Genomic DNA, 21,770 nt, shown 5'->3' with positions numbered 1-21,770 from the left:
CATCGGCCCGACAGGCCCGAGTGGTAGCATATCCCTCTGATTTCAGCGCCTTTTGCCAATGCTCAGTTTTTTCCGCCGCAAGAAGCCCCAGGATGCCCCCGCAACGGAGGCGCCCAAGACCCAGCACTACTCGGCTGAAGAGCTGGCGGCGGCATTCCCGTCGGCCGCGCCGGTCGAGGACAAGGAGCCGGCGCCGGTAGCAGTACCGGCCGAGCCTGCACCGGTCGAGCCCCCCCAGCAACCGCCGTTCCGGTCGCTGTCGAGCCCACCCCGGTTATTCCAGCCCCAGCCGCACCGGTTCCGGCAGCTCCTGCGCCGACGGCTCAGATCGACGTCGCCCCCATCGCGACCCCGGCCATCGAACCGACACCCGCACCACTGCCTGAGCCCACCCCGGCACCGGCACCGGTCACCGACGACCTGCCTGCGGCCGCCTCGATCGACGCCGTTCCGGCGCCGGCTGGCAAGCCCGGCTGGCGCGAACGCCTGCGCAACAGCGTCATCGCGCGCAGCTTTGGTGGCCTGTTCTCGCGCAACCCCAAGCTTGACGACGACCTGCTGGACGAGCTGGAAACCGCACTGATCACCGCCGACGTCGGCGTGGGCGCCACCACCGACCTGGTCGAGGGCCTGCGCAAGCGCATGAAGTCGCGCGAATTCGCCGACGCCAATGCGCTGCTGGCCGCGCTGCGCGCGGAGCTGATCGCGATCCTGCAGCCGGTGGCCAAGCCGCTGGTGATCGACCGCAACGCCAAGCCCTTCGTGGTGCTCACCGTTGGCGTCAACGGCGTCGGCAAGACCACCACCATCGGCAAGCTGGCCAAGCGCTTCAAGGACGATGGCCACAGCCTGATGCTGGCCGCCGGTGACACCTTCCGCGCCGCCGCCGTGGCACAGCTGCAGGCCTGGGGCGAGCGCAACGGCGTGGCCGTGGTCGCGCAGGGGCAGAACGCCGATGCCGCTTCGGTGGCATTCGACGCGCTCCAGGCCGGCAAGGCCCGTGGCACCTCGGTGCTGATCGCCGACACCGCCGGCCGCCTGCACACCCAGTCCGGCCTGATGAACGAGCTGGGCAAGATCCGCCGCGTGCTCGGCAAGATCGACCCCACCGCACCCCACGAAGTGCTGATGGTGATCGACGGCACCACCGGCCAGAACGCGCTGTCGCAGCTGCGCCAGTTCAATGCCGCCGTGAACGTGACCGGCCTGGTGGTGACCAAGCTGGACGGCACTGCCAAGGGCGGCGTGGTGTTCGCGCTGGCCCGCGAGTTCGGCATTCCGATCCGCTTCGCCGGCATCGGCGAGCGCCCGGAAGACCTGCGCGTGTTCGACCCGGAAGCTTTCGTCGACGCCCTGCTGCCCGAAGCGCTGGGCGCCTGATACACCGTGCAGCCACGCATGGCGTGGCTCTACTGCAATCCAGTAGAGCCACCCCACGGGCGGCTCCTCTCTGGAACACCGATGCCCCGCCAGCCGCACGCCAGCGCCGGAACCACGCAGACCGATGGCTTCGTCGCCCACCTGCTGCATTGGTTCGACGACCACGGCCGCCACGACCTGCCCTGGCAGCACCCGCGCAGTCCCTACCGGGTCTGGCTGTCGGAAATCATGCTGCAGCAAACCCAGGTGGCCACGGTCATCCCGTATTTCCAGCGGTTCCTGCAGCACTTCCCGACCCTGCCCGACCTTGCCGCCGCCAGCAACGACGCGGTGATGGCGCAGTGGGCCGGGCTCGGCTACTACGCCCGCGCACGCAACCTGCATGCCGCTGCGAAGCGCTGCGTGGAACTGCACGACGGCGACCTGCCGCGTGATTTCGACGCATTGCATGCCCTGCCCGGCATCGGCCGCAGCACCGCCGGTGCGATCCTCAGCCAGGCCTGGAACGACCCGTTCGCGATCCTCGATGGCAACGTCAAGCGGGTGCTCAGCCGTTACCACGGCATCGATGGCTTCCCCGGGCTGCCGGCCATCGAGAAGCAGCTGTGGGCGATCGCCGAGGCGCATGTGGCGCAGGTGCCGGCCGGGCGCATGGCCGACTACACGCAGGCGCAGATGGACCTGGGCGCGACGGTGTGCAGCCGTGCCAAACCGGCCTGCGTGATCTGCCCGTTGCAGGATGACTGCGTGGCACGGCGCGAAGGCCGCACCGCTGAACTACCCACGCCCAAGCCCAGCAAGACCCTGCCCGAGCGCGAGGCCGTTGCGCTGCTGCTGCGCGACGCCCAGCAGCGTGTGCTGCTGCAGAAGCGGCCGGACACCGGCATCTGGGCGCAGCTGTGGACGCTGCCGCAGGCCGATGCCGGCAGCGTGCTGCAGGACTGGTTCGACGTGCACGTCGACGGCTCGCTGGAAGAGGCCGAAGAGCTGCCAGTGCTGCAGCACACCTTCAGCCACTACAAGCTGCATCTGCAGGTATTGTCGCGGCAGGTACACGGCCTGCGCGTGGAAGAACCCACGCTGCGCTGGGTCGCCAGCGACGAACTGCACGCGCTGGGCCTGCCGGCACCGATCCGCAAACTGCTCGACGGCGCAACGATCAAGACGCCGAAACGAAATTCCAAGAAACCCCGCAACCACGAGTGAATGCCATGTCCCGAACCGTCTTCTGCCAGTACGAACAACGCGATGCCGAGGGCCTGGACTTCGTGCCCTACCCCGGCGAACTGGGCCAGCGCATCTTCAACAACATCGGCAAGCAGGCCTGGGCTGCGTGGCTGGCGCACCAGACCATGCTGATCAACGAGAACCGCCTGTCGCCACGCACGCCGGAGCATCGCGCGTTCCTTGAAGGCGAACTGGTCAAGTTCCTGTTCGAGAAGGACGCGGAAAAGCCGGCCGGCTTCACCCCGGAAGCCTGACACACAGGTAGTGCCGGCCGCTGGCCGGCAACCTGGCATCTGCGCGATGCCGGCCAGCGGCCGGCACTACCACGCTATTTCGTGCTTTCCTCGCGCTCCTGCACCTGCGCTTGGCGCAGCTCCTGCTCGGAGGCGCGCAGCGCCTTCACGTCCAGCTTGCGGATGCTGTCGATGAAGCACGGCATGCGCGGGCCACCGGCAGGGTCGCGCACCAGCACCTTGTCGAATCGCGCCGAAACACGGTTCATCTGGCTGGTCAGGCCGATGGCGGTGGCATACGGCAGGTCCTGGCAGGGACCCCTCAATTCCAGCAGATAGGCCTCGCTGGGACGCGTCCACACCGCCAACGCGCTGTCACCCAGTTCGGTCCAGCCGTTGAGGCTGCCGAAGAACTGCATGTCGTTCTGCGGCGCGCCGGCATGGGCACGGTACAGGTCAAGTTTCTCGGCAGAGCTGAGCCGGCCGGTGGTCGCGCAGGCGGCCAGCGCCAGGCAGAGTCCGGCCATCAGGATCGGGGTCTTCATGGCGATCTCCTCGGGGTACTGTCGCCATCATGCGCCTGCGCAGACAACGCCGGCGCGAAAGCCAGCACCCCATTCAGCAGCCGGTCGGCGGTCGCCCCAAGCAGGCCCAAGGCTCCGGATTCCGGTAGTCGCCAACCGTGGTTGGCGCTTGCCCTGCAAGAGCAGCCGACCAAGGTCGGCTTCCACCAAAGCGGGCCCGGCGCCTCAGACGTCGGCGTGGGCCAGCGCGTGCAGGCGCCCCTCGCGCAGCTCCAGCACCCGGTCCAGGCGCCGTGCCAGGCTGCGGTCGTGGGTGACCAGCACCAGGCTGGTATGCCGCGCACGATTCAGTTCCAGCATCAGCTCGAACACCGTCGCCGCGGTGCGGTCATCGAGGTTGCCGGTCGGCTCGTCGCCGAGCACGCAGGCCGGATGATTGACCAGCGCACGCGCCACTGCGGCACGCTGGCGTTCGCCACCGGACAGTTCGCCGGGCTTGTGGTCCAGGCGATGGCCAAGGCCGACCGCTTCCAGCAGCGTGGTGGCCCGGCTGCTCGCCTCGGCCACTGCAGTACCGGCCAGCAGCACCGGCATCATCACGTTTTCCAGCGCGGTGAACTCAGGCAGCAGGTGGTGGAACTGATAGACGAAGCCCAGCGCCTGGTTGCGCAGCAGGCCGCGCGCGGTATCGGACAGCGCTGACATGCGCTGGCCGGTCACATAGACCTCGCCGGCGGTCGGAATGTCCAGGCCACCCAGCAGGTGCAGCAGCGTACTCTTGCCGGCGCCGGAGGCACCGATGATCGCCACCGTTTCGCCGGCGGTCACGGTCAGGTCCAGGCCATCGAACACCGGGGTCTGCATGCGCCCTTCGGCGTAGGTCTTGCCCAGTGCTTCGGCGCGGATCACTTCATCGCCGCGGTTGAAGACCTTATTCATAACGCAGGGCCTCCGCCGGCTGGGTGCGTGCTGCCCGCCAGGCGGGATACAGGGTGGCCAGGAAGCTCATCAGCAGCGCGACCACGGTGATCGCCACCACGTCGCCGGTCTGCATGTCGGTCGGCAGGCCGGTGATGTAGTACACATCCTCCGGCATCAGCTTGACGTTGAACACGCTCTCGATGACACCGAGGATGCGCTCCAGGTTGAGTGTGAGGGTGATGCCACCGATCAGGCCGGCCAGCGTGCCGAAGATGCCGATCAGCGAACCCTGCACCATGAACACCTGCATCACCCCGCCCGGCGTCAGGCCGAGCGTGCGCAGGATGGCGATGTCGGCCTGCTTGTCAGTGACCAGCATCACCTGCGAGGACACCAGGTTGAACGCGCCCATGGCGATGATCAGCGACAGCAGGATGCCCATCACCACCTTCTCCATGCGCAGCGAGTGGTAGAGGTTGGCGTTCTGCTGGGTCCAGTCACTCACGCGGTACGCACCACCGAGGTTCTGCGCGAGGTCCACGCCCACTTCCAGCGAACGGTCCATGTCGTGCAGTTTCAGGCGCACGCCGGTGGCGCCGTCGCTGCGCAGCACGCGCTCCAGGTCCTGCATGTTGGCAAAGCCAACGCCGCGATCGACCTCGTTGTAGCCGGCCTCGAAGATGCCGCTGACAGTGAAGCGTTTCATCCGTGGCACCGCACCGGCAGGCGTGCCCTGCACTTCGGCGAAGGTCACCAGCACCTGGTCGCCGACATCAACGCCCAGCCAGATCGCCAGTTCCTTGCCCAGAAGCAGGTTGAAGCTGCCCGGCGTGAGGCTGCCATAGCTGCCCTTGGTGACCTTCTTGTCGATCACCGATACCTTCGGCTCCAGCGCCGGATCGATGCCCTGGATGATCGCGCCCTGCACGCGCGGGCCGCTGATCATCGACTGGATCTCGATGTACGGCGCAGCACCGGCCACGCGCGGGTCCTTGCTGGCCACGTCGACTACGCGCATCCAGTCCGGCATCGGCTCGCCGTCGCGGCTGATGGTGGTGTGCGCGGTCATCTGCAGCAGGCGGCTGCGGATTTCCTTCTGGAAACCGCTCATCACCGCCAAGGTGGTGATCAGCACCGTGACGCCGAGCGCGATGCCCAGGATCGATGCCATCGAGATGAAGGAGATGAAGCCGTTGCGGCGCTTGGCGCGCAGGTAGCGCAGGCCAATGGCCACGGGAATGGGTTTGAACATGCAGGCACGCCGGTCAATTCAGCTTATGGTGCCATCGACCGGGGCCTACGGGAAACGCCACGTGCGGCCACGGCCAGTCGCAGTTCACGTCGCTGCCCGGAATCGAGCACATCCGGCCAGAACAGCAGGCGCCGGCGGCGCCGATCCTCACGCCAGAGCAACAACAGCCATGGACCACGCACGACCAGCTGGGATGTATCGGCGTCCTGCCCGGCCACCTGCAGCGGCTCGGGCGGTGCTGGCAGAAGCACCTGCACGCGCGGCCTGCGCTGTCGCCAGGCCAGTTCGGCCAACCCGATGACCCAGGCCAGCACCACCGCGGGCATCAGCAGGCGCGGCGGCAACTCCGTCGCGCGCAGCAGCCACGGCGCAGCCAGCAGCACCGCCAACTGGGCGGCGGCCTGCAGCCGCGAGGGGCGCCACTCAAGGCTTGAGGGCGAGGATCTTCTGCATGAGGGGGATCGCGTGCGCATGTGGACAGGCCTCATAGCCCATGAACCAGCGCCACAACTTATCGTCCTCGCAGTCGAGCAGGAACAGGAAAACCTCGCGCTCTTCGGTCGGCGCAGTGCTCCATTCGTGGTCCAGGTAGCGACCGAACAGCTGGTCCAGCTCACGCATGCCGCGGCGGCAACGCCAGCGCAGCTTCTTCAGCAGAACGTCTTCTTCCATCATGTTTCTCCAGATACAGCAAAGCCACGCATGGCGTGGCTCTACTGGGGTGGCACAGCCACGCGTGGCGTGGCTCTACCGGGTACAGCCAGGCCTGATCAGGCGCGGCGTTCCATCATCAGCTTCTTGATCTCGGCGATCGCCAGCGCCGGGTTCAGGCCCTTCGGGCAGGTCCGGGCGCAGTTCATGATGGTGTGGCAGCGGTACAGCTTGAACGGATCTTCCAGATCGTCCAGGCGTGCACCGGTGTCCTCATCGCGCGAGTCGATGATCCAGCGGTAGGCCTGCAGCAGGATCGCCGGGCCCAGGTAACGCTCGCCGTTCCACCAGTAGCTCGGGCAGCTGGTCGAGCAGCAGGCGCACAGGATGCACTCGTACAGGCCGTCCAGCTTCTTGCGGTCTTCCGGCGACTGCAGGCGCTCACGATCCGGCGGTGCCGGAGTCTGGGTGCGGATCCACGGCTTGATCGAGGCGTACTGCGCGTAGAAGTGGGTCAGGTCCGGAACCAGATCCTTGACCACGTTCATGTGCGGCAACGGGTAGATCGGCACTTCCTTCTTGCCGCAGTCCGAGATGGCTCGGGTGCAGGCCAGGGTGTTGGTGCCGTCGATGTTCATCGCGCACGAACCACAGATACCTTCGCGACAGGAGCGGCGGAAGGTCAGGGTCGGGTCGATCTCGTTCTTGATCTTGATCAGGGCGTCCAGGACCATCGGGCCACAGGCGTCCAGATCGACTTCATAGGTATCGGTGCGCGGGTTGCTGTCGTCGTCCGGACTCCAGCGGTAGATCTTGAAGGTGCGCACGTTCTTGCCGCCGTTCTTGACGGGGAAGTGCTTGCCCTTCGTGATCTTGGAATTCTTGGGGAGTGAAAACTCGGCCATGGCTGCTCTCGTTGGCTCAGGCGGCCCGCGCCCGTGGGCGCGGATTGCATGGTAGGCGGGGTCGGATCAGTACACGCGCGGCTTCGGCGGCACCACGGACACGTCGTCGGTCAACGTGTACATGTGCACCGGACGGTAGTCGAAGCTGCACTTGCCCTTCTCGTCGACGCTGACCAGGGTGTGCTTCTGCCAGTTGACGTCGTCGCGGTCCGGATAGTCCTCGTGCGCATGCGCGCCGCGGCTTTCCTTGCGCTGTTCGGCCGAGTTGATCGTCGCCACCGCGTTGAGCAGCAGGTTGTTCAGCTCGTAGGTCTCGATCAGGTCCGAGTTCCAGACCAGCGAACGGTCGGAGACCTTCACGTCCTGGAACGAGTCGAAGATCTTGTCCATCTTCTCGCAGCCTTCCTTCAGCGTCTGGCTGGTGCGGAAGACCGCCGCGTCGGCCTGCATGGTGCGCTGCATGCGATCGCGGATGACCGAGGTCGGAGTATCGCCGTTGGCGTGGCGCAGCTTGTCCAGCAGGCCCAGCGCCTTGTCGCAGGCATCGGCCGCCAGCGGCTTGTGCGACGCGCCCGGCTTGATGGTCTCGGCGCAACGGTTGGCCACTGCACGACCGAACACCACCAGGTCCAGCAGGGAGTTCGAGCCCAGGCGGTTGGCGCCGTGCACGGACACGCAGGCCGCTTCACCGATGGCGTACAGGCCCGGCACCACCGCATCCGGGTTGTCGCCGACCTTGCGCACGACTTCGCCGTGGTAGTTGGTCGGGATGCCACCCATGTTGTAGTGCACGGTCGGGATCACCGGGATCGGCTGCTTGTGCACGTCGACGCCGGCGAAGATGCGGGCGCTCTCGGCGATGCCCGGCAGCTTCTCGTCGATCACGCCCGGGCCGAGGTGGGTCAGGTCGAGCAGGATGTGGTCCTTGTGCTCGCCGACGCCGCGGCCTTCGCGGATCTCGATGGTCATCGAACGGCTGACCACGTCGCGCGAGGCCAGATCCTTGTAGTGCGGTGCGTAACGCTGCATGAAGCGCTCGCCGCTGCTGTTGCGCAGGATGCCGCCTTCACCGCGGACACCCTCGGTGATCAGGCAGCCGGCGCCGTAGATGCCGGTCGGGTGGAACTGCACGAACTCCATGTCCTGCATGGCGATGCCGGCACGCATGGCCAGGCCGCCACCGTCGCCGGTGCAGGTGTGCGCCGAGGTGGCGCTGAAGTAGGCACGGCCGTAGCCGCCGGTGGCCAGCACCACGCCCTGGGCGCGGAACAGGTGCAGGGTGCCGTCGGACATGTCCAGGGCCAGCACACCGCGGCAGGCGCCTTCGTCATCGAAGATCAGGTCGAGTGCGAAGTACTCGATCATGAAGCGCGCGTCGTGCTTCAGCGACTGCTGGTACAGGGTGTGCAGCATCGCGTGGCCGGTACGGTCGGCCGCCGCGCAGGTACGCTGCGCCGCCGGGCCTTCGCCGTACTTGGTGGTCATGCCACCGAACGGACGCTGGTAGATCTTGCCTTCGGCGGTGCGCGAGAACGGCACGCCGTAGTGCTCGAGCTCGATGATGGCCGGGATGGCCTCACGGCACATGTATTCGATGGCGTCCTGGTCGCCCAGCCAGTCCGACCCCTTGATGGTGTCGAAGAAGTGGTAGCGCCAGTCGTCCTCGCCCATGTTGGCGAGTGCGGCCGAGATACCGCCCTGGGCGGCAACGGTGTGCGAACGGGTCGGGAAGACCTTGGTCAGGCACACGGTCTGCAGGCCCTTGGCGGCCAGGCCGAACGTGGCGCGCAGGCCGGCGCCGCCGGCGCCGACCACGACCATGTCGTACTTGTGTTCGGTGATCTTGTAAGCGGACATCTAATCTGGATTCCTGTGTTGGTGCCTGGGCTCAGGCAACGCCGAGGGCGATGCGGCCCACCGCAAACACACTGACGATCATGCCGAGCACGGCGACGAACTTCACCGCGGTCTGCAGCACCAGGGCCAGCAGCGATTCGTGGATGTAATCTTCCAGCACGACCTGCATGCCGAGCTGCGCGTGCCAGAACATGGCGATCAGCAGGCCGATCAGCGGCACCGCGTTCCACGGCTTGGCCACGGCGGCGGCGGCGGTCGCGTAGTCCGAGCCCAGCAGGCCCAGCACGAAGACCAGGAACCAGATGCCCAGCACCACCAGCGCGGCGGCGGTCAGGCGCTGGTGCACGAAGTGCTCGGTGCCGGTCTTGGCCGAGCCCAGGCCGCGCACGTTCTTCAGCGGGGTACGGAACTTGCTCACGCAGCACCTCCGAACATCACATAGGCCCACACCAGCAGGGTGATCACCAGGCTGCCGATGACCGACAGCCAGCTGCTGCGGATGAAAGCGGGGATGCTGAAGCCGATGGCGAAGTCCTGCACCACATGGCGGATGCCATTGCACAGGTGATAGGCGAACGACCATGTCCACGCGAACAGGAACACGCGGCCATACCAGGCCCCGGCGTGGCCGGTGAAGCAGTTCCAGGACTCGGGCCCCATCATCAGGGCCAGCAGGCCGGCGGCGATGATGAGGGCACCAACAGACAGAAAGACGCCAGTGGCTCGATGCAGGATCGAGGTGGCCATCTGAATCTGCCAGCGATACACCTGAAGGTGCGGGGAAAGTGGGCGTTGTCTGGTCGCCATTCGCTGGGCTCGTTGTCTCGGCTGGGCGGCACACGGCCGCGTTGGCTCAATGCTGATCAGAAATCGATGCAGCGTCCGTTTTTCTCCCAATCGCCATACCGCACCGGATCAAGTCCGCCGCGGCCGCCGAATTCCTCTGCTTTTTCCTGTTCCACGGGCACGGGTGCCGCGGGGACCAGCGGGGCTTCAGATTCGTCGTCGGGAGTGGGGGTTGTTTGGCCTATCATGTTCGGTCTCGCAACGCACAAATTTTAGACCTCGTTCACGTGCCTGACAACCTGCCCCCTGCTTTCGTCGGATATCCGCGCCTGCCCGGCCACCAGCTGCTGAGCCTGCAAGGCCCGGATGCGGCTGTCTTTGCCCACGCCCAGTTCAGCAGCGATGTCACTGCCCTGCCCCTGCTGCACTGGCAGTGGAGCGCCTGGCTGAGCGCCAAGGGCCGCACCCTGGCGGTGTTCCAGCTGCTTCGGCTGGCCGACGATCACGTGATGCTGGTGCTGGCCGACAGCGATGCCGATGCGATTGCGTCGCAACTGCAGCGCTTCGTGTTCCGCCGCAAGGTGAAGGTGCAGGTGCGCAGCGATCTGGCCGTGGCCGGCGCGTTCACTGCGCCCGAAGCCGCCAGCGGCGCTGCGATTGTGCAGACCGCAGGTGACGGCTGGGAGCTGGACCTGGGCAGCGACGCCCTGCCGCGGACCCTGCGCATTGGCAGCGCCGATGCCTTCGCCGCCGGCAATGAAGCCGATGAGGCCGCTTTCGCACTGGCCTGGCGCCAGGCAGACCTGCGCTACGGCCTGCCCCGGCTGCAAGAAAGCCAGCGCGAAGTGTGGACCCCGCAGCAGCTGGGGTTGGACCGCCTGAACGGTTACAGCGTGAAGAAGGGCTGCTATCCCGGCCAGGAAATCGTCGCCCGCACCCACTTCCTCGGCAAAGCCAAGCGCGCGGTGCAGCTGCTGCAGACCGCGGCGCCGGCGCAGGCCGGCGATGGCGTGCAGCAGGACGGCGCAGCGCTGGGCACGATCGCCAGCGTGGCTGGTGACCTGGCGTTGGCGGTGCTCCCACTGGAGGCCGGCGACACCGAGCTACAGGTAGGCGGCGCCGCCGCGCAGCGCGTGCCGCTGCTGGATGGGTTGGCACGCTGAATCTGAAGGGCTCTCATCCACGCATGGCGTGGATCTAGTGACCGACCCGGTGGGTGCGGACCGTTGGTCCGCACGCCTGAAATGGTAGTGCCGGCCGCTGGCCGGCAACCATGCAGGGTTGAGGTTGCCGGCCAGCGGCCGGCACTACCCCTTACAGGCGCGCGCCGGTTTCCGGATTGAAGAAGTGCAGGCCCTGCGGGTGGATCGCCACGCGGATCTGCTCGCCCACCGCCGGCAGCGACTGCGGCGCCACGCGCATGGTCAGCGCGTGCTGGCCACTGCTCAGGTTGACGAAGATCTCGTTGCCGACCGGTTCGATGCCTTCAATGCGTGCGGCAAATGCATGCGCATCATCGGCACTGGCCGGCTGCAGGTGTTCCGGACGCACGCCCACCGCGATCGGCTTCTGCAGCCATGCCGGATCGATCGTGGCCTGGCCCAGCGGTGCGCGCCATTCGCCGTCGACCACGGTCACGCCGCCGGCATCGCCCTGCAGCGTGCCACGCAGCACGTTCATCGCCGGGCTGCCGAGGAAACCGGCCACGAACAGGTTGGCCGGGCGGTCGTACAGCGCCATCGGCGTATCGATCTGCTGGATGATGCCGTCCTTCAACACCACGATGCGCTGACCCAGGGTCATTGCTTCGACCTGGTCGTGCGTCACGTAGATCATGGTGGTGCCCAGCTTGCGGTGCAGCTGCGCGATCTCGGTGCGCACGCTGTGGCGCAGCTTGGCATCGAGGTTGGACAGCGGTTCGTCGAGCAGGAACACCGCCGGCTCGCGCACCAGTGCGCGACCCAGCGCAACACGCTGGCGCTGGCCACCGGACATCGCCTTGGGCAGCTTGTCCATCATCTCGGTCAGGCCCAGGGTCTGCGCTGCTTCGGCGATGCGCTTGTCGATGGTCGCCTTGTCATGCCCGCGCAGCTTCAGGCCGAAGGCCAGGTTCTCGGCCACGGTCATGTGCGGGTACAGCGCGTAGCTCTGGAACACCATGGCGATGTCGCGGTCCTTCGGCGCCACGTCGTTGACCACGCGATCACCGATGGTCAGCGTGCCGCCGCTGATCTCCTCCAGGCCAGCCACCATCCGCAGCAGGGTCGACTTGCCACAGCCGGACGGACCGACCAGCACCATCAGCTCGCCATCGGCGACCTCGAAGCTGGCGTCCTTCACCGCGACCTGGCCGTTGTCATAGACCTTGCGCACACCCTGCAACTGCACTTTTGCCATATCACCTATCCGGTCCGCCCGAAGCCGGGCTGTCTTTTGGGACTGCCTCGGCCCTCCCGATGGCAGTGATGATTGCGCGCCTGCCGCATGACGGCGAGCACTGCAATCGAATACAGTTGCCCATTCTGCCATGTAAACGTTTTCACGTGGCACTATCCGATGATCGGTGCGCACCGATCTGCGTCGGCGGTTGAACGAAGGTTCCGCCGAGGCAGTGGTTTCGAATGGAACGGTCTTCCGCTACCCCGGAGATCGCACCTGACGAACCTCGGACAGGCAGTTGCGCGGATGTCCCCCGAACCCAGCCATGAAGCGATTGACAACGATGTCACCCGGATCTGAAACTCGAGCGATGCACGACACCCTCTTCCTGTTCGGTGCCACAGGTGATCTGGCCCAGCGCTACCTGTTCCCTTCGCTGCTTCGCCTGCTTGGCGACGGCCTGCTGCCGGAGGACTTCCGCATCCGTGCGCTGGCCCTGTCCGGGCATGACACCGAAGCCTTCCATGACATCCTGCGGCCGCGCCTGCAGCAGGCCATGCCGATGGCCACGCAGGACGACATCAGCGCCCTGCTGCGCCGCATCGACTATCGTTCGGTGGACCTGCGCGACGTCGACTCGGTTGCCGCCGCGGTCTCCGACCTGGTGCACCGCAAGTGCGTCAGCTACCTGGCCATTCCGCCGGGCCTGTACATCTCTACCTGCGAAGGCCTGGCCAAGGGTGGCGCCCTCGCCGCACCGGCACGCCTGATGCTGGAGAAGCCGATCGGCAGCGACAGCGAGAGCGCCGAGGAAATCATCAGCACCATCGGCCAGTGGATCGATGAGGACCGCGTGTTCCGCCTCGACCATTACCTGGGCAAGGCAGCGGTGCAGAACCTGATCGCGCTGCGCTTCGGCAACACGCTGCTGGAAGCGGTGTGGAACCGCAACTACATCGAATCGGTGCACATCCTGGTGGCCGAAAGCGAAGGCGTGGATGGCCGCGATGCCTATTACGCCCGCTCCGGCGCGCTGCGCGACATGGTGCAGAGCCACATCCTGCAGCTGCTGTGCATGGTGGCGATGGAACCGCCGGCCTCGCTGGAAGCCGATCGCATCCGCGACGAGAAGGTCAAGGTGCTGCGCGCCCTGCGCCCGCTCGACGCCAGGCACGCCGCGCGTGACAGCATCCGTGGCCGCTACACCGCTGGCACCATCAATGGCCAGCCCGCGCAGGCCTACCAGCCGCCGGAAGGCAGCGACGTGGAGACCTTCGCCGGGGTCACCGCGCATATCGACAACTGGCGCTGGAGCGGCGTGCCGTTCCACCTGGTCACCGGCAAGCGCCTGCCCGAACGCACCACCCGCGTGGTGGTCACGCTGAAGCCGGTCACCCACTGGCTGTTCGAGCGCCCGCAGCGCGCGCAGGCCGCACCGAACCGCCTGGTGTTCCAGCTGCAGCCGCAGGAAAACATCGAACTGGGCCTGATGAGCAGCCTGGCCGGCCCGGAATGGGGCGCGCTGGAGCTGCATCCGCTGGAACTGGAACTGTCGGTGCCGACTGGCCTGCACCGCCGCATCGCCTACGAACGCCTGTTCCTGGATGCCTTCAACGGCAACCACACGCTGTTCGTGCGCGATGACGAAGTGCGCGCCGCCTGGGCGTGGATCGACAGCGTCGCCGACGCCTGGAAGGATGCCAAGCTGCCGCTGGAACCCTACCCCGCCGGCCAGTGGGGCCCGGCCAACGCGGGCGAGTTCCTGCCGCAGGGCGTGGACGCGCCGGACAGCGGAGCGTCGGCATGAGTGCCAGCTCGCAGCCGGTGCTGGTCGCCGACATCGGCGGTACCAACGCCCGCTTCGCCCTGGCCGACACCTCGCAGGACGCACCGCTGCAGAAGGACAGCATCCGCGAGTACGCGGTGGCGGAGTTCCCGTCGCTGGGTGATGCCGCGCGCCACCATCTGGAACAGATCGGCGCCACGGCCAGCCGCGGCGTGTTCGCGGTCGCTGGTCGCGTCGACGGTGACGAAGCGCGCATCACCAACCACCCGTGGGTGATCTCGCGCAGCCGCACCGCCGCCATGCTCGGCTTCAACGAGCTGCACCTGATCAACGACTTCGCCGCACAGGCGATGGCGATTTCGCTGCTGCAGCCCGATGACGTGGTCCAGGTCGGCGGTGCCGCCTGGGTGCCGGGCAAACCCGGCCAGCCGCGCAACTACGCGGTGATCGGGCCGGGTACGGGCCTGGGTGTCGGTGGCCTGATCCTGCGCCACGGCCGCTGCTACCCGCTGGAAACCGAAGGCGGCCATGTCAGCTTCCCGCCGGGAACCCCGGAGGAGATCCGCATCCTGGAGATCCTGTCCGAGCAGTTCGGCCGCGTCTCCAACGAGCGCCTGATCTGCGGCCCTGGCCTGGTCAACATCCATCGCGCCGTATGCGAGATGGCCGGCATCGATCCGGGCCAACTGCAGCCGGTGGACGTGACCGCCCGCGCCCTGCACGGTGACCCGCAGGCGATGCGCACCGTCGATGTGTTCTGCGCCGTGTTCGGCGCCATCGCAGGCGACCTGGTGCTGACCCAGGGCGCGTGGGACGGCGTGTTCCTGACCGGCGGGCTGACCCCGAAGATGCTCGATTCGCTGCAGCACTCCGGGTTCCGCCAGCGCTTCGAACACAAGGGCCGCTTCTCCTCGATCATGGCGCGGGTGCCCTCGTTGGCCGTGATGCACCCCCACGCCGGACTGCTGGGCGCCGCCGCCTATGCCGCCGACGCCGAACGTGACGCACCTGGAGTTGCCGCATGAGCCCCACCACCTTCCACGACGACCGCATCGAGTTCATCCAGCACGGCGATGCCGATGGCTGGATCGAGGCGGTGGCCGCCGAGATGGCGCAGACCCTCAACCACGACATCAACGAAGTGGGCCGCGCCCGCATCCTGTTGTCTGGCGGCACCACGCCGGCACCGGTGTACCAGGCGCTGGCCGAACTGGACGTGCACTGGGACCGCGTGGAAGTGAGCCTGGCCGATGAGCGCTGGCTGTCGCCGCAGGATCGCGACAGCAATGCCTGGCTGGTGCGCGAGAATCTGCTCAAGCGCGCCGAGGGTGCCCACTTCGATCCGCTGGTGCGGATCGGCAAGCCGCTGCCGGAATGCGTGTACACCGCCAACCTGCAGGCGCAGCACAGCCAGCCGCCGAGCCTGGTGGCACTGGGCATGGGCAACGACGGCCACACCGCCTCGCTGTTCCCCGGCTCGAAGGACCTGGCCCGCGCACTGGAAAGCACCCTGCCCTATGCCGCGCTGGACGCCACCGGCTGCCCGGGTGCCAACCAGTGGCCGCTGCGCATCACCCTGACCCCGCATGGCCTGCGCCAGTGCCGCCAGCGCCTGCTGCTGCTGCGCGGCAAGCAGAAGCTGCAGGTACTGCGCCAGGCGCTGGACAGCAATGACGCCCAGCAGTACCCCATCCTCAATGCGATCAACCTGGAAGGCGCGCGCCTGCGCGTCCACTGGGCTGATTGATGTCGGCGGCGGCGCCGTGCCGCCGCTTGCCTCTCGCCACCACGAACGCCGGTAGCCAATGAGCCTCCATCCGCAACTGCAAGCCATCACTGAGCGTGTCATCCGCCGCAGCGCCGCCTCGCGCGCCGCCTACCTGGCCGCGATCGACGCCTCCCTGCGTGAAGGCCCGTTCCGCAGCCGCCTGAGCTGCGGCAACCTCGCCCACGGGTTCGCCGCCTGCGGCGGCACCGACAAGAGCCGCCTACGTGGCGGCGTGACGCCGAACCTCGGCATCATCACCGCCTACAACGACATGCTGTCGGCGCACCAGCCGTTCGAGACCTATCCCGAGCAGATCCGCGAGATCGCCCGCGAGCTGGGCGCCACCGCACAGGTGGCCGGCGGCGTGCCGGCGATGTGCGACGGCGTCACCCAGGGCCGCGGCGGCATGGAACTGTCGTTGTTCTCGCGCGATGTGATCGCGCAGGCCACCGCGATCGGGCTCAGCCACGACATGTTCGACACCACTGTCTACCTCGGTGTGTGCGACAAGATCGTGCCGGGCCTGCTGATCGGTGCGCTGGCCTTCGGCCATCTGCCGGCGGTGTTCGTGCCGGCCGGCCCGATGACCCCGGGCATCCCGAACAAGCAGAAGGCCGAAGTGCGCGAGCGCTATGCCGCTGGCGAAGCCACCCGCGAAGAACTGCTGGAAGCGGAGTCCGCGTCGTACCACGGCGCCGGCACCTGCACCTTCTACGGCACTGCCAATTCCAACCAGGTACTGCTGGAAGCGATGGGCGTGCAGCTGCCGGGCGCATCGTTCGTCAATCCAGGCACGCCGTTGCGCGACGCCCTGACCCGTGAAGCCACCGAGCGCGCGCTCGACATCACGGCACTCGGCGACGACTTCCGCCCGTTGGGCCGGATCATCGACGAGCGCGCGATCATCAATGCGGTCATTGCGCTGATGGCGACCGGCGGCTCGACCAACCACACCATCCACTGGATCGCGGTGGCGCGTGCGGCCGGCATCGTGCTGACCTGGGACGACTTCGACGAGCTGTCACAGCTGATTCCGCTGCTGGCCCGCGTCTACCCGAACGGCGAAGCCGATGTAAACCGCTTCGCCGCAGCAGGCGGCCCGGCGTTCGTGTTCGGCGAACTGATCAAGGCCGGCCTGATGCATGGCGACCTGGTCAGCGTGGCGCGTGGCGGCATGACCGACTATGCGCGCGAGCCGCAGCTGCGCGACGGCCAGCTGGTCTACCTGCCGGGCCTGGAACGCAGCGCCGACGAAGAGGTGGTGCGTGGCGTCGACAATCCGTTCGAACACCAGGGTGGCCTGCGCCTGCTGCGCGGCAACCTCGGCAAGTCGCTGATCAAACTGTCGGCGGTGAAGCTGCAATACCGCACGATCGAAGCACCGGCGGTGGTGGTCGATGCGCCGCAGGTGTTGAACAAGCTGCATGCCGGCGGCCTGTTGCCCGAGCATTTCGTGGCGGTGGTGCGTTACCAGGGCCCGCGTGCGAACGGCATGCCGGAACTGCATTCGCTGGCGCCGCTGCTGGGCCTGCTTCAGAACCAGGGCCGGCGCGTGGCGCTGGTCACCGACGGCCGCCTGTCCGGCGCCTCGGGCAAGATCCCTGCGGCGATCCATGTGACGCCGGAAGCGGCGCGGGGTGGTCCGCTGGCCAAGGTTCGCGAGGGCGACATGATCCGCCTCGATGGCGAGGCCGGCACGCTGGAAGTGCTGGTGGACGCAGCCGAATGGGCTGCACGTCCGCTGGCGCCGAACACCGCGCCTGCCGCGCATGATCTGGGCCGCAACCTGTTCGCGATCAACCGTCGCGTGGTGGGTCCGGCCGACCAGGGTGCGATTTCGATTTCGTGCGGGCCGGCGGCGGCTGATGGTGGGCCGTGGGAGTACGACGCGGAGTATGAGCTGGGGCACGATGCCGCGGCGGCGGCGGCGCCGCATGAGGCGAAAGACGCCTGAAGCGAAAAGCCGCGGCAGGCTTCCCGGCTTGGGCAGTAGAGCGCCCTGGCCGGGACACGCCGTAAACCCATCCATGGGGGCTCGATCGCGGCATCCATGCCGCTCACGGTCCCGGCCAGGGCGCTCTACTGCCCTTGGACAATTCCCGGCGCGTCATTTGCGCTGCGGCCACTGAATCAAGAAGAGCAAAGGCAAGGGCAAAAGCATGGGTATCGAACAACATCAGGTGAAGGCGGCGGAGCTGTTGCATGCGGCGGGCATCCTGCCGGTGGTGACGATTCATACGCTGGACCAGGCGCGTGCGGTCAGCGCGGCGCTGCTGGAAGGTGGTTTGCCGGCGATCGAGCTGACGCTGCGTACGCCGGTGGCGATGGAAGCGCTGGCGATGCTCAAGCGTGAGCTCCCGGACGTGGTGGTGGGCGCCGGTACGGTGCTGACCGTGGAGCAGATGCAGCAGTCGATCGATGCGGGCGCGGACTTCCTGGTGACCCCGGGTACGCCGCCGGCGCTGGCCGATGCACTGGCCGCTGCGCCGCTGCCGGTGGTGCCGGGTGCGGCAACCCCGACCGAGCTGCTGTCGCTGTATGCGCGCGGCTTCCGCGTGTGCAAGCTGTTCCCGGCCACGGCCGTGGGCGGGCTGGCGATGATCAAGGGCCTGGCCGGCCCGGTTGCCGACCTCAAGCTGTGCCCGACCGGCGGCATCACCGAAAACACCGCCGCCGAGTACCTCGAGCAGAAGAACGTGGTCTGCATCGGCGGTTCGTGGATGGTGCCGGGCAACTGGATCGCCAACGGCGAATGGGACAAGGTGCGCGCCAGCGCCGCCGACGCCGCGAAGATCATCAAGCGCGTGCGCGGCCACTGAGCCCGACAAAGGTGTAGAGCCGAGCCCACGCTCGGCTCCGGCATCATCAAGGGTCAAAGCCCTTTCCCACCGGGAAAGGGATCCGACCCCGGGCGACGAGCGCGCACAGCGCGCGACCCGCTCCTGCTCTTCCTTCTTCATTCCGCGGTGGACGCGCACGGAACCTGTCCGTGGCCCTGCGGAGGGATTGCGCAGGGGCGTAAGCGCCATGGATGGCGCGCCCGAGCCTCCAGGGATGGATTCACGGCGTCCCCTGCGCAATCCCTCCGCAGGGCCAACCCCACGAATCCTGCCGCACACCGCGAGGGGCTCAGCCGTTGGCCGAAACCCTTACAGCGGCCGTGCCGGATCCACCAGCCCGTACTGGCTGGCCATCCGCGCCAACGCGATGTTGTCGTGGATCCCCATCTTCTCGAACAACCGCGCCTTGTGCGTGTTCACCGTCTTCGCACTCAGGCTCAACCGCCGCGCGATGTCTTCCTGGCGCAGGCCCTGGGTCAGCAGCAGTGCCACTTCCAGCTCGCGCGGTGACAGGCTGTCGAACGGCGAACCGTTGCCTTCCACCGTCGACAGCGCCAGGTTCTGCGCGATGCTGGTGCCCAGGTAACGGCGGCCACCGGCCACGTCACGCACCGCGCGCAACAGCTCCTGCGCATCGCAGCCCTTGCCGATGTAACCGGCGGCGCCAGCCTCGAGCAGCCGCTTCGGCAACGGGCCGTCTTCCAGCACCGACACGATCACCACGCGGGTGTTGCGGTGGCTGCGCACGATGCGCTCGGTCACTTCCATGCCGCTCACACCCGGCAGGTGCAGGTCACACAGCACCACATCGGGCAGCAGCTGGCGGACGTCACGCAGCGCGTCTTCGCCGGTCTCGGCTTCGCCCACCACCTCGATGTCGGTTTCCCCCGACAGAATCATCTTCATCCCGGTGCGGACCAGCGCGTGGTCATCCACCAGGTAGACTCGAATCGTCATTCACGTACCTCTTCGAATGCGGCCATTGCAGGTCAAGCTAGGCAGGGTGCCGATACCCCTGCAAGCGCGTTCGGAATGCGACCCCGGCAATCTGCCTTGCGCATCACACTACCGCGCGTTGTGCTTGCCCCCTGTCTTGCAGAACCTGCTGCAACGAAACAACTGATCTATCACGTAGACGTCCCTCAAGGGCCATCCACGTCAATCCCCCTGTGATGATGCTTCGCTGGCCTTCGCTGGCGGCGGGCCGTGACGTCGCCATGGGTGCCGGCGACTGAACATGACCAGATAGCACCCTACCACCCAAACCAGCGCGGCACACCATCCGGCCAGGATATCGGAGGGGTAATGCACCCCCAGGTAGACCCGGGACACGCTGACCAGCAGGCTGAATGCCGGTGCCAGCAGCAGCACCGGCCAGCGCCAGCGGGTGTTCCAGGCCAGCAGCACCAGGGTCACTGCCAGGGTCATCGAGCCCATCGCATGGCCGCTGGGGAAGCTGAACGTCGATTCCGGCGCGATCGATTCCCACAGGCTGGGGCGCTGGCGCTGGAAGAAGTGCTTGCTGCCCATGTTCAGCAGCGCCGAGCCGACGAAGCTGACCGCCACGAAGGTCGCCTCGCGCCAACGCCGGTAGCCCAGCAGCACGCCGATGATCAGCACGTCGGCCGGGATCAGGAACCAATCGTAGCCCAGTCTGGAAATGAGCACGAAGAAGCGGTCCAGCAGCGGCGAATGCAGGCCATGCATCTGCCACAGCAGCGGCGCATCGAAATGGAACGATTCAAACTCGTGCACCTCGTCAGCCAGAGCGACGAAGCCGGCCAGCGGCAGCAGCACGCCACCGAACAACAGGACCAGGCGCCAGGCATTGCGCGCCATCCAGTGGCGGAAGCCGGAGGCGGACTCCGGTGCAGCAAGGATCGCAGGCTTATCCGGCGCTTCGGACATACTTGTGTTCGACGTAATCGTCGATCAGGGCGACGAATTCCTGGGCGATGTTCTCGCCACGCAGGGTCACCTTCTTTTCGCCATCGACGAACACCGGCGCTGCAGGCGTTTCACCCGTGCCGGGCAGCGAGATGCCGATATTGGCATGGCGCGACTCACCCGGTCCGTTGACGATGCAGCCCATCACCGCCAGGGTCATGTTCTCCGCACCCGGGTGGTGGATCTTCCACAGCGGCATCTTCTCGCGCACGTGGTTCTGTACCACCTTGGCCAGCTCCTGGAAGAACTCGGAGGTGGTGCGGCCGCAGCCCGGGCAGGCCGTGACCAGCGGCGTGAAGGCGCGCTGGCCGGTGGTCTGCAGCAGCTCCTGGGCGACGATCACTTCCTGCGTACGCGACTGGCCCGGTTCCGGGGTCAGCGAGATGCGGATGGTGTCACCGATGCCCTCCTGCAGCAGCACGCTCAGCGCCGCGGACGAGGCGACGATGCCCTTGCTGCCGATACCGGCCTCGGTCAGGCCCAGGTGCAGGGCGAAATCCGAGCGCTGGGCCAGGTCGCGGTACACCGCGATCAGCTCCTGCACGCCACTGACCTTGGCCGACAGCACGATGCGGTCGCGCGGCAGGCCGAGCTCCACCGCCTGCTCTGCCGAATCCAGCGCCGAGCGGATCAGCGCCTCGCGCAGCACGCGGCCGGCGTCCCACGGCTGCTCACGCAGGTTGTTCTCGTCCATCAGCCTTGCCGCCAGGGCCTGGTCCAGCGAGCCCCAGTTGGCGCCGATGCGCACCGGCTTGTTGTAGCGGATCGCGAACTCGATCAACTGGGCGAACTGCAGGTCCTTCTTCTTGCCGAAGCCGACGTTGCCCGGGTTGATGCGGTACTTGGCCAGCGCTTCGGCACAGGCCGGTTCGGCGGTCAGCAGCTGATGGCCGTTGTAATGGAAGTCACCGATCAGCGGCACGTCGATGCCCATCATCGCCAGTTTGTCGACAATGCGCGGGATCGCCGCAGCCGCTTCCACGGTATTGACGGTCAGCCGCACCATTTCCGAACCCGCACGCCACAACTCGGCCACCTGCTTCACGCTGGAGGCCACGTCGGAGGTATCGGTGTTGGTCATCGACTGCACCACGACCGGCTTGCCTCCGCCTACGGTGACCCCGCCGATCTGGACGGCATGGGTCTGGCGGCGGGGCCAGGCAGTGGCATCGGAAGGGGGCGTCGGGCGGGTAACGGCGTCGTGCATGGGCGCATTCTACCGCCCGCCTCCGCATTCCGGGTGACTCGCATTCAGCCGGCGGCACGGCTGCGGCCGATTGTCGCAGGCACGGTCACGCGTGAACGCATACGATG

22 protein-coding genes and 1 pseudogene are annotated in these 21,770 nt (G+C 67.1%); 9 read left to right on the top strand and 14 right to left on the bottom strand.

What is annotated here, in order from left to right:
- The first annotated feature begins 58 nt into the window (after nt 1-58).
- The 3 genes and pseudogenes from ftsY (at nt 59) to ACZK33_RS09400 (ending at nt 2,861) form a co-directional block, all read left to right on the top strand.
- Nucleotides 59-1,380, top strand: a pseudogene (ftsY, locus tag ACZK33_RS09410) (signal recognition particle-docking protein FtsY).
- 81 nt (nt 1,381-1,461) lie between these two features.
- On the top strand, nt 1,462-2,586 hold the full coding sequence (gene mutY / locus ACZK33_RS09405; RefSeq protein ID WP_423175361.1) for an A/G-specific adenine glycosylase: 1,125 nt from the start codon (nt 1,462-1,464) through the stop codon (nt 2,584-2,586).
- A gap of 5 nt (nt 2,587-2,591) precedes the next feature.
- Nucleotides 2,592-2,861: an oxidative damage protection protein gene (locus tag ACZK33_RS09400; RefSeq protein ID WP_004153160.1), complete on the top strand. Its 270-nt coding sequence runs from the start codon at nt 2,592-2,594 to the stop codon at nt 2,859-2,861.
- Nucleotides 2,862-2,935: 74 nt separating this feature from the next.
- Here ACZK33_RS09400 and ACZK33_RS09395 read toward each other — a convergent pair whose 3' ends face one another.
- The 10 genes from ACZK33_RS09395 to ACZK33_RS09350 form a co-directional block, all read right to left on the bottom strand.
- Complete coding sequence (locus tag ACZK33_RS09395) at nt 2,936-3,385, bottom strand: DUF6491 family protein (RefSeq protein WP_049460626.1); 450 nt, start codon at nt 3,383-3,385, stop codon at nt 2,936-2,938.
- Nucleotides 3,386-3,589: 204 nt separating this feature from the next.
- On the bottom strand, nt 3,590-4,303 hold the full coding sequence (lolD, locus tag ACZK33_RS09390) for a lipoprotein-releasing ABC transporter ATP-binding protein LolD (protein ID WP_005409083.1): 714 nt from the start codon (nt 4,301-4,303) through the stop codon (nt 3,590-3,592).
- Nucleotides 4,296-5,537, bottom strand: coding sequence for a lipoprotein-releasing ABC transporter permease subunit (locus ACZK33_RS09385; RefSeq protein WP_423175360.1), 1,242 nt, complete (start codon nt 5,535-5,537; stop codon nt 4,296-4,298). Before ACZK33_RS09385 ends, lolD begins: the two co-directional genes overlap by 8 nt.
- Before the next feature lie 23 nt (nt 5,538-5,560).
- Nucleotides 5,561-6,010: a hypothetical protein gene (locus ACZK33_RS09380; protein ID WP_423175359.1), complete on the bottom strand. Its 450-nt coding sequence runs from the start codon at nt 6,008-6,010 to the stop codon at nt 5,561-5,563.
- On the bottom strand, nt 5,961-6,209 hold the full coding sequence (locus ACZK33_RS09375; RefSeq protein WP_005409080.1) for an FAD assembly factor SdhE: 249 nt from the start codon (nt 6,207-6,209) through the stop codon (nt 5,961-5,963). Before ACZK33_RS09375 ends, ACZK33_RS09380 begins: the two co-directional genes overlap by 50 nt.
- Nucleotides 6,210-6,307: 98 nt before the next feature.
- Complete coding sequence (locus ACZK33_RS09370; RefSeq protein WP_005409079.1) at nt 6,308-7,093, bottom strand: succinate dehydrogenase iron-sulfur subunit; 786 nt, start codon at nt 7,091-7,093, stop codon at nt 6,308-6,310.
- 66 nt (nt 7,094-7,159) lie between these two features.
- Nucleotides 7,160-8,950, bottom strand: coding sequence for a succinate dehydrogenase flavoprotein subunit (sdhA, locus tag ACZK33_RS09365; protein ID WP_478454405.1), 1,791 nt, complete (start codon nt 8,948-8,950; stop codon nt 7,160-7,162).
- 31 nt (nt 8,951-8,981) lie between these two features.
- Entirely contained in the window at nt 8,982-9,368 is a 387-nt protein-coding gene (gene sdhD, locus ACZK33_RS09360) for a succinate dehydrogenase, hydrophobic membrane anchor protein (protein ID WP_005409077.1), read from the bottom strand.
- Nucleotides 9,365-9,757, bottom strand: a complete 393-nt coding sequence (gene sdhC, locus ACZK33_RS09355; protein ID WP_024958620.1) for a succinate dehydrogenase, cytochrome b556 subunit — start codon at nt 9,755-9,757, stop codon at nt 9,365-9,367. The genes sdhD and sdhC overlap by 4 nt, the downstream gene beginning before the upstream one ends.
- A gap of 56 nt (nt 9,758-9,813) precedes the next feature.
- Complete coding sequence (locus ACZK33_RS09350; protein WP_005409075.1) at nt 9,814-9,984, bottom strand: DUF1674 domain-containing protein; 171 nt, start codon at nt 9,982-9,984, stop codon at nt 9,814-9,816.
- 39 nt (nt 9,985-10,023) lie between these two features.
- On the opposite strand from ACZK33_RS09350, the gene ygfZ reads away from it, so the two are divergent.
- Nucleotides 10,024-10,899: a CAF17-like 4Fe-4S cluster assembly/insertion protein YgfZ gene (gene ygfZ / locus ACZK33_RS09345; protein ID WP_423175358.1), complete on the top strand. Its 876-nt coding sequence runs from the start codon at nt 10,024-10,026 to the stop codon at nt 10,897-10,899.
- Between the two features lie 151 nt (nt 10,900-11,050).
- On the opposite strand, the gene ACZK33_RS09340 is transcribed toward ygfZ, so the two are convergent.
- Nucleotides 11,051-12,133, bottom strand: a complete 1,083-nt coding sequence (locus tag ACZK33_RS09340; RefSeq protein ID WP_478454402.1) for an ABC transporter ATP-binding protein — start codon at nt 12,131-12,133, stop codon at nt 11,051-11,053.
- Between the two features lie 352 nt (nt 12,134-12,485).
- Here ACZK33_RS09340 and zwf point away from each other — a divergent pair, with 352 nt between their 5' ends.
- The 5 genes from zwf (at nt 12,486) to eda (ending at nt 18,488) form a co-directional block, all read left to right on the top strand.
- Complete coding sequence (gene zwf, locus ACZK33_RS09335) at nt 12,486-13,922, top strand: glucose-6-phosphate dehydrogenase (protein ID WP_132809814.1); 1,437 nt, start codon at nt 12,486-12,488, stop codon at nt 13,920-13,922.
- Nucleotides 13,919-14,926 (top strand): glucokinase, encoded by a 1,008-nt coding sequence (gene glk / locus ACZK33_RS09330; protein ID WP_049400948.1) that lies wholly within the window; start codon nt 13,919-13,921, stop codon nt 14,924-14,926. The genes zwf and glk overlap by 4 nt, the downstream gene beginning before the upstream one ends.
- On the top strand, nt 14,923-15,648 hold the full coding sequence (pgl, locus tag ACZK33_RS09325; RefSeq protein ID WP_012510707.1) for a 6-phosphogluconolactonase: 726 nt from the start codon (nt 14,923-14,925) through the stop codon (nt 15,646-15,648). The genes glk and pgl overlap by 4 nt, the downstream gene beginning before the upstream one ends.
- A 58-nt stretch (nt 15,649-15,706) precedes the next feature.
- A complete protein-coding gene (gene edd, locus ACZK33_RS09320; protein WP_423175357.1) occupies nt 15,707-17,623 on the top strand; it encodes a phosphogluconate dehydratase in 1,917 nt (638 codons plus the stop codon).
- Between the two features lie 205 nt (nt 17,624-17,828).
- The gene (eda, locus tag ACZK33_RS09315) at nt 17,829-18,488 is read left to right on the top strand and encodes a bifunctional 4-hydroxy-2-oxoglutarate aldolase/2-dehydro-3-deoxy-phosphogluconate aldolase (RefSeq protein WP_049400946.1); all 660 of its coding nucleotides are present in this window, start codon (nt 17,829-17,831) and stop codon (nt 18,486-18,488) included.
- Nucleotides 18,489-18,818: 330 nt separating this feature from the next.
- Here the strand turns inward: eda and ACZK33_RS09310 are convergent, their stop codons facing one another.
- The 3 genes from ACZK33_RS09310 to ispG form a co-directional block, all read right to left on the bottom strand.
- Nucleotides 18,819-19,466 (bottom strand): response regulator, encoded by a 648-nt coding sequence (locus ACZK33_RS09310; protein WP_109814981.1) that lies wholly within the window; start codon nt 19,464-19,466, stop codon nt 18,819-18,821.
- Between the two features lie 201 nt (nt 19,467-19,667).
- Complete coding sequence (locus ACZK33_RS09305; RefSeq protein WP_423175355.1) at nt 19,668-20,417, bottom strand: phosphatase PAP2 family protein; 750 nt, start codon at nt 20,415-20,417, stop codon at nt 19,668-19,670.
- A complete protein-coding gene (gene ispG / locus ACZK33_RS09300; protein ID WP_180838578.1) occupies nt 20,398-21,663 on the bottom strand; it encodes a flavodoxin-dependent (E)-4-hydroxy-3-methylbut-2-enyl-diphosphate synthase in 1,266 nt (421 codons plus the stop codon). Before ispG ends, ACZK33_RS09305 begins: the two co-directional genes overlap by 20 nt.
- Between the last annotated feature and the right edge of the window lie 107 nt (nt 21,664-21,770).

It is taken from the genome of Stenotrophomonas sp. 86156_Sma, from assembly GCF_056481625.1.
The sequence above is the reverse complement of the archived record's forward strand: the minus strand, read 5'-3'. Positions and strand labels throughout refer to the sequence as shown.

Coding starts and splice junctions, on each gene's coding strand:
- pgl (WP_012510707.1), top strand. CDS start 14,923: ATGAGCCCCACCACCTTCCACGACGACCGCATCGAGTTCATCCAGCAC.
- ispG (WP_180838578.1), bottom strand. CDS start 21,663: ATGCACGACGCCGTTACCCGCCCGACGCCCCCTTCCGATGCCACTGCC.
- ACZK33_RS09310 (WP_109814981.1), bottom strand. CDS start 19,466: ATGACGATTCGAGTCTACCTGGTGGATGACCACGCGCTGGTCCGCACC.
- mutY (WP_423175361.1), top strand. CDS start 1,462: ATGCCCCGCCAGCCGCACGCCAGCGCCGGAACCACGCAGACCGATGGC.
- ACZK33_RS09350 (WP_005409075.1), bottom strand. CDS start 9,984: ATGATAGGCCAAACAACCCCCACTCCCGACGACGAATCTGAAGCCCCG.
- eda (WP_049400946.1), top strand. CDS start 17,829: ATGGGTATCGAACAACATCAGGTGAAGGCGGCGGAGCTGTTGCATGCG.
- ACZK33_RS09375 (WP_005409080.1), bottom strand. CDS start 6,209: ATGGAAGAAGACGTTCTGCTGAAGAAGCTGCGCTGGCGTTGCCGCCGC.
- glk (WP_049400948.1), top strand. CDS start 13,919: ATGAGTGCCAGCTCGCAGCCGGTGCTGGTCGCCGACATCGGCGGTACC.
- ACZK33_RS09305 (WP_423175355.1), bottom strand. CDS start 20,417: ATGTCCGAAGCGCCGGATAAGCCTGCGATCCTTGCTGCACCGGAGTCC.
- ACZK33_RS09385 (WP_423175360.1), bottom strand. CDS start 5,537: ATGTTCAAACCCATTCCCGTGGCCATTGGCCTGCGCTACCTGCGCGCC.
- edd (WP_423175357.1), top strand. CDS start 15,707: ATGAGCCTCCATCCGCAACTGCAAGCCATCACTGAGCGTGTCATCCGC.
- ACZK33_RS09370 (WP_005409079.1), bottom strand. CDS start 7,093: ATGGCCGAGTTTTCACTCCCCAAGAATTCCAAGATCACGAAGGGCAAG.
- ACZK33_RS09400 (WP_004153160.1), top strand. CDS start 2,592: ATGTCCCGAACCGTCTTCTGCCAGTACGAACAACGCGATGCCGAGGGC.
- lolD (WP_005409083.1), bottom strand. CDS start 4,303: ATGAATAAGGTCTTCAACCGCGGCGATGAAGTGATCCGCGCCGAAGCA.
- ACZK33_RS09340 (WP_478454402.1), bottom strand. CDS start 12,133: ATGGCAAAAGTGCAGTTGCAGGGTGTGCGCAAGGTCTATGACAACGGC.
- sdhA (WP_478454405.1), bottom strand. CDS start 8,950: ATGTCCGCTTACAAGATCACCGAACACAAGTACGACATGGTCGTGGTC.
- zwf (WP_132809814.1), top strand. CDS start 12,486: ATGCACGACACCCTCTTCCTGTTCGGTGCCACAGGTGATCTGGCCCAG.
- sdhC (WP_024958620.1), bottom strand. CDS start 9,757: ATGGCGACCAGACAACGCCCACTTTCCCCGCACCTTCAGGTGTATCGC.
- ACZK33_RS09380 (WP_423175359.1), bottom strand. CDS start 6,010: ATGCGCACGCGATCCCCCTCATGCAGAAGATCCTCGCCCTCAAGCCTT.
- ACZK33_RS09395 (WP_049460626.1), bottom strand. CDS start 3,385: ATGAAGACCCCGATCCTGATGGCCGGACTCTGCCTGGCGCTGGCCGCC.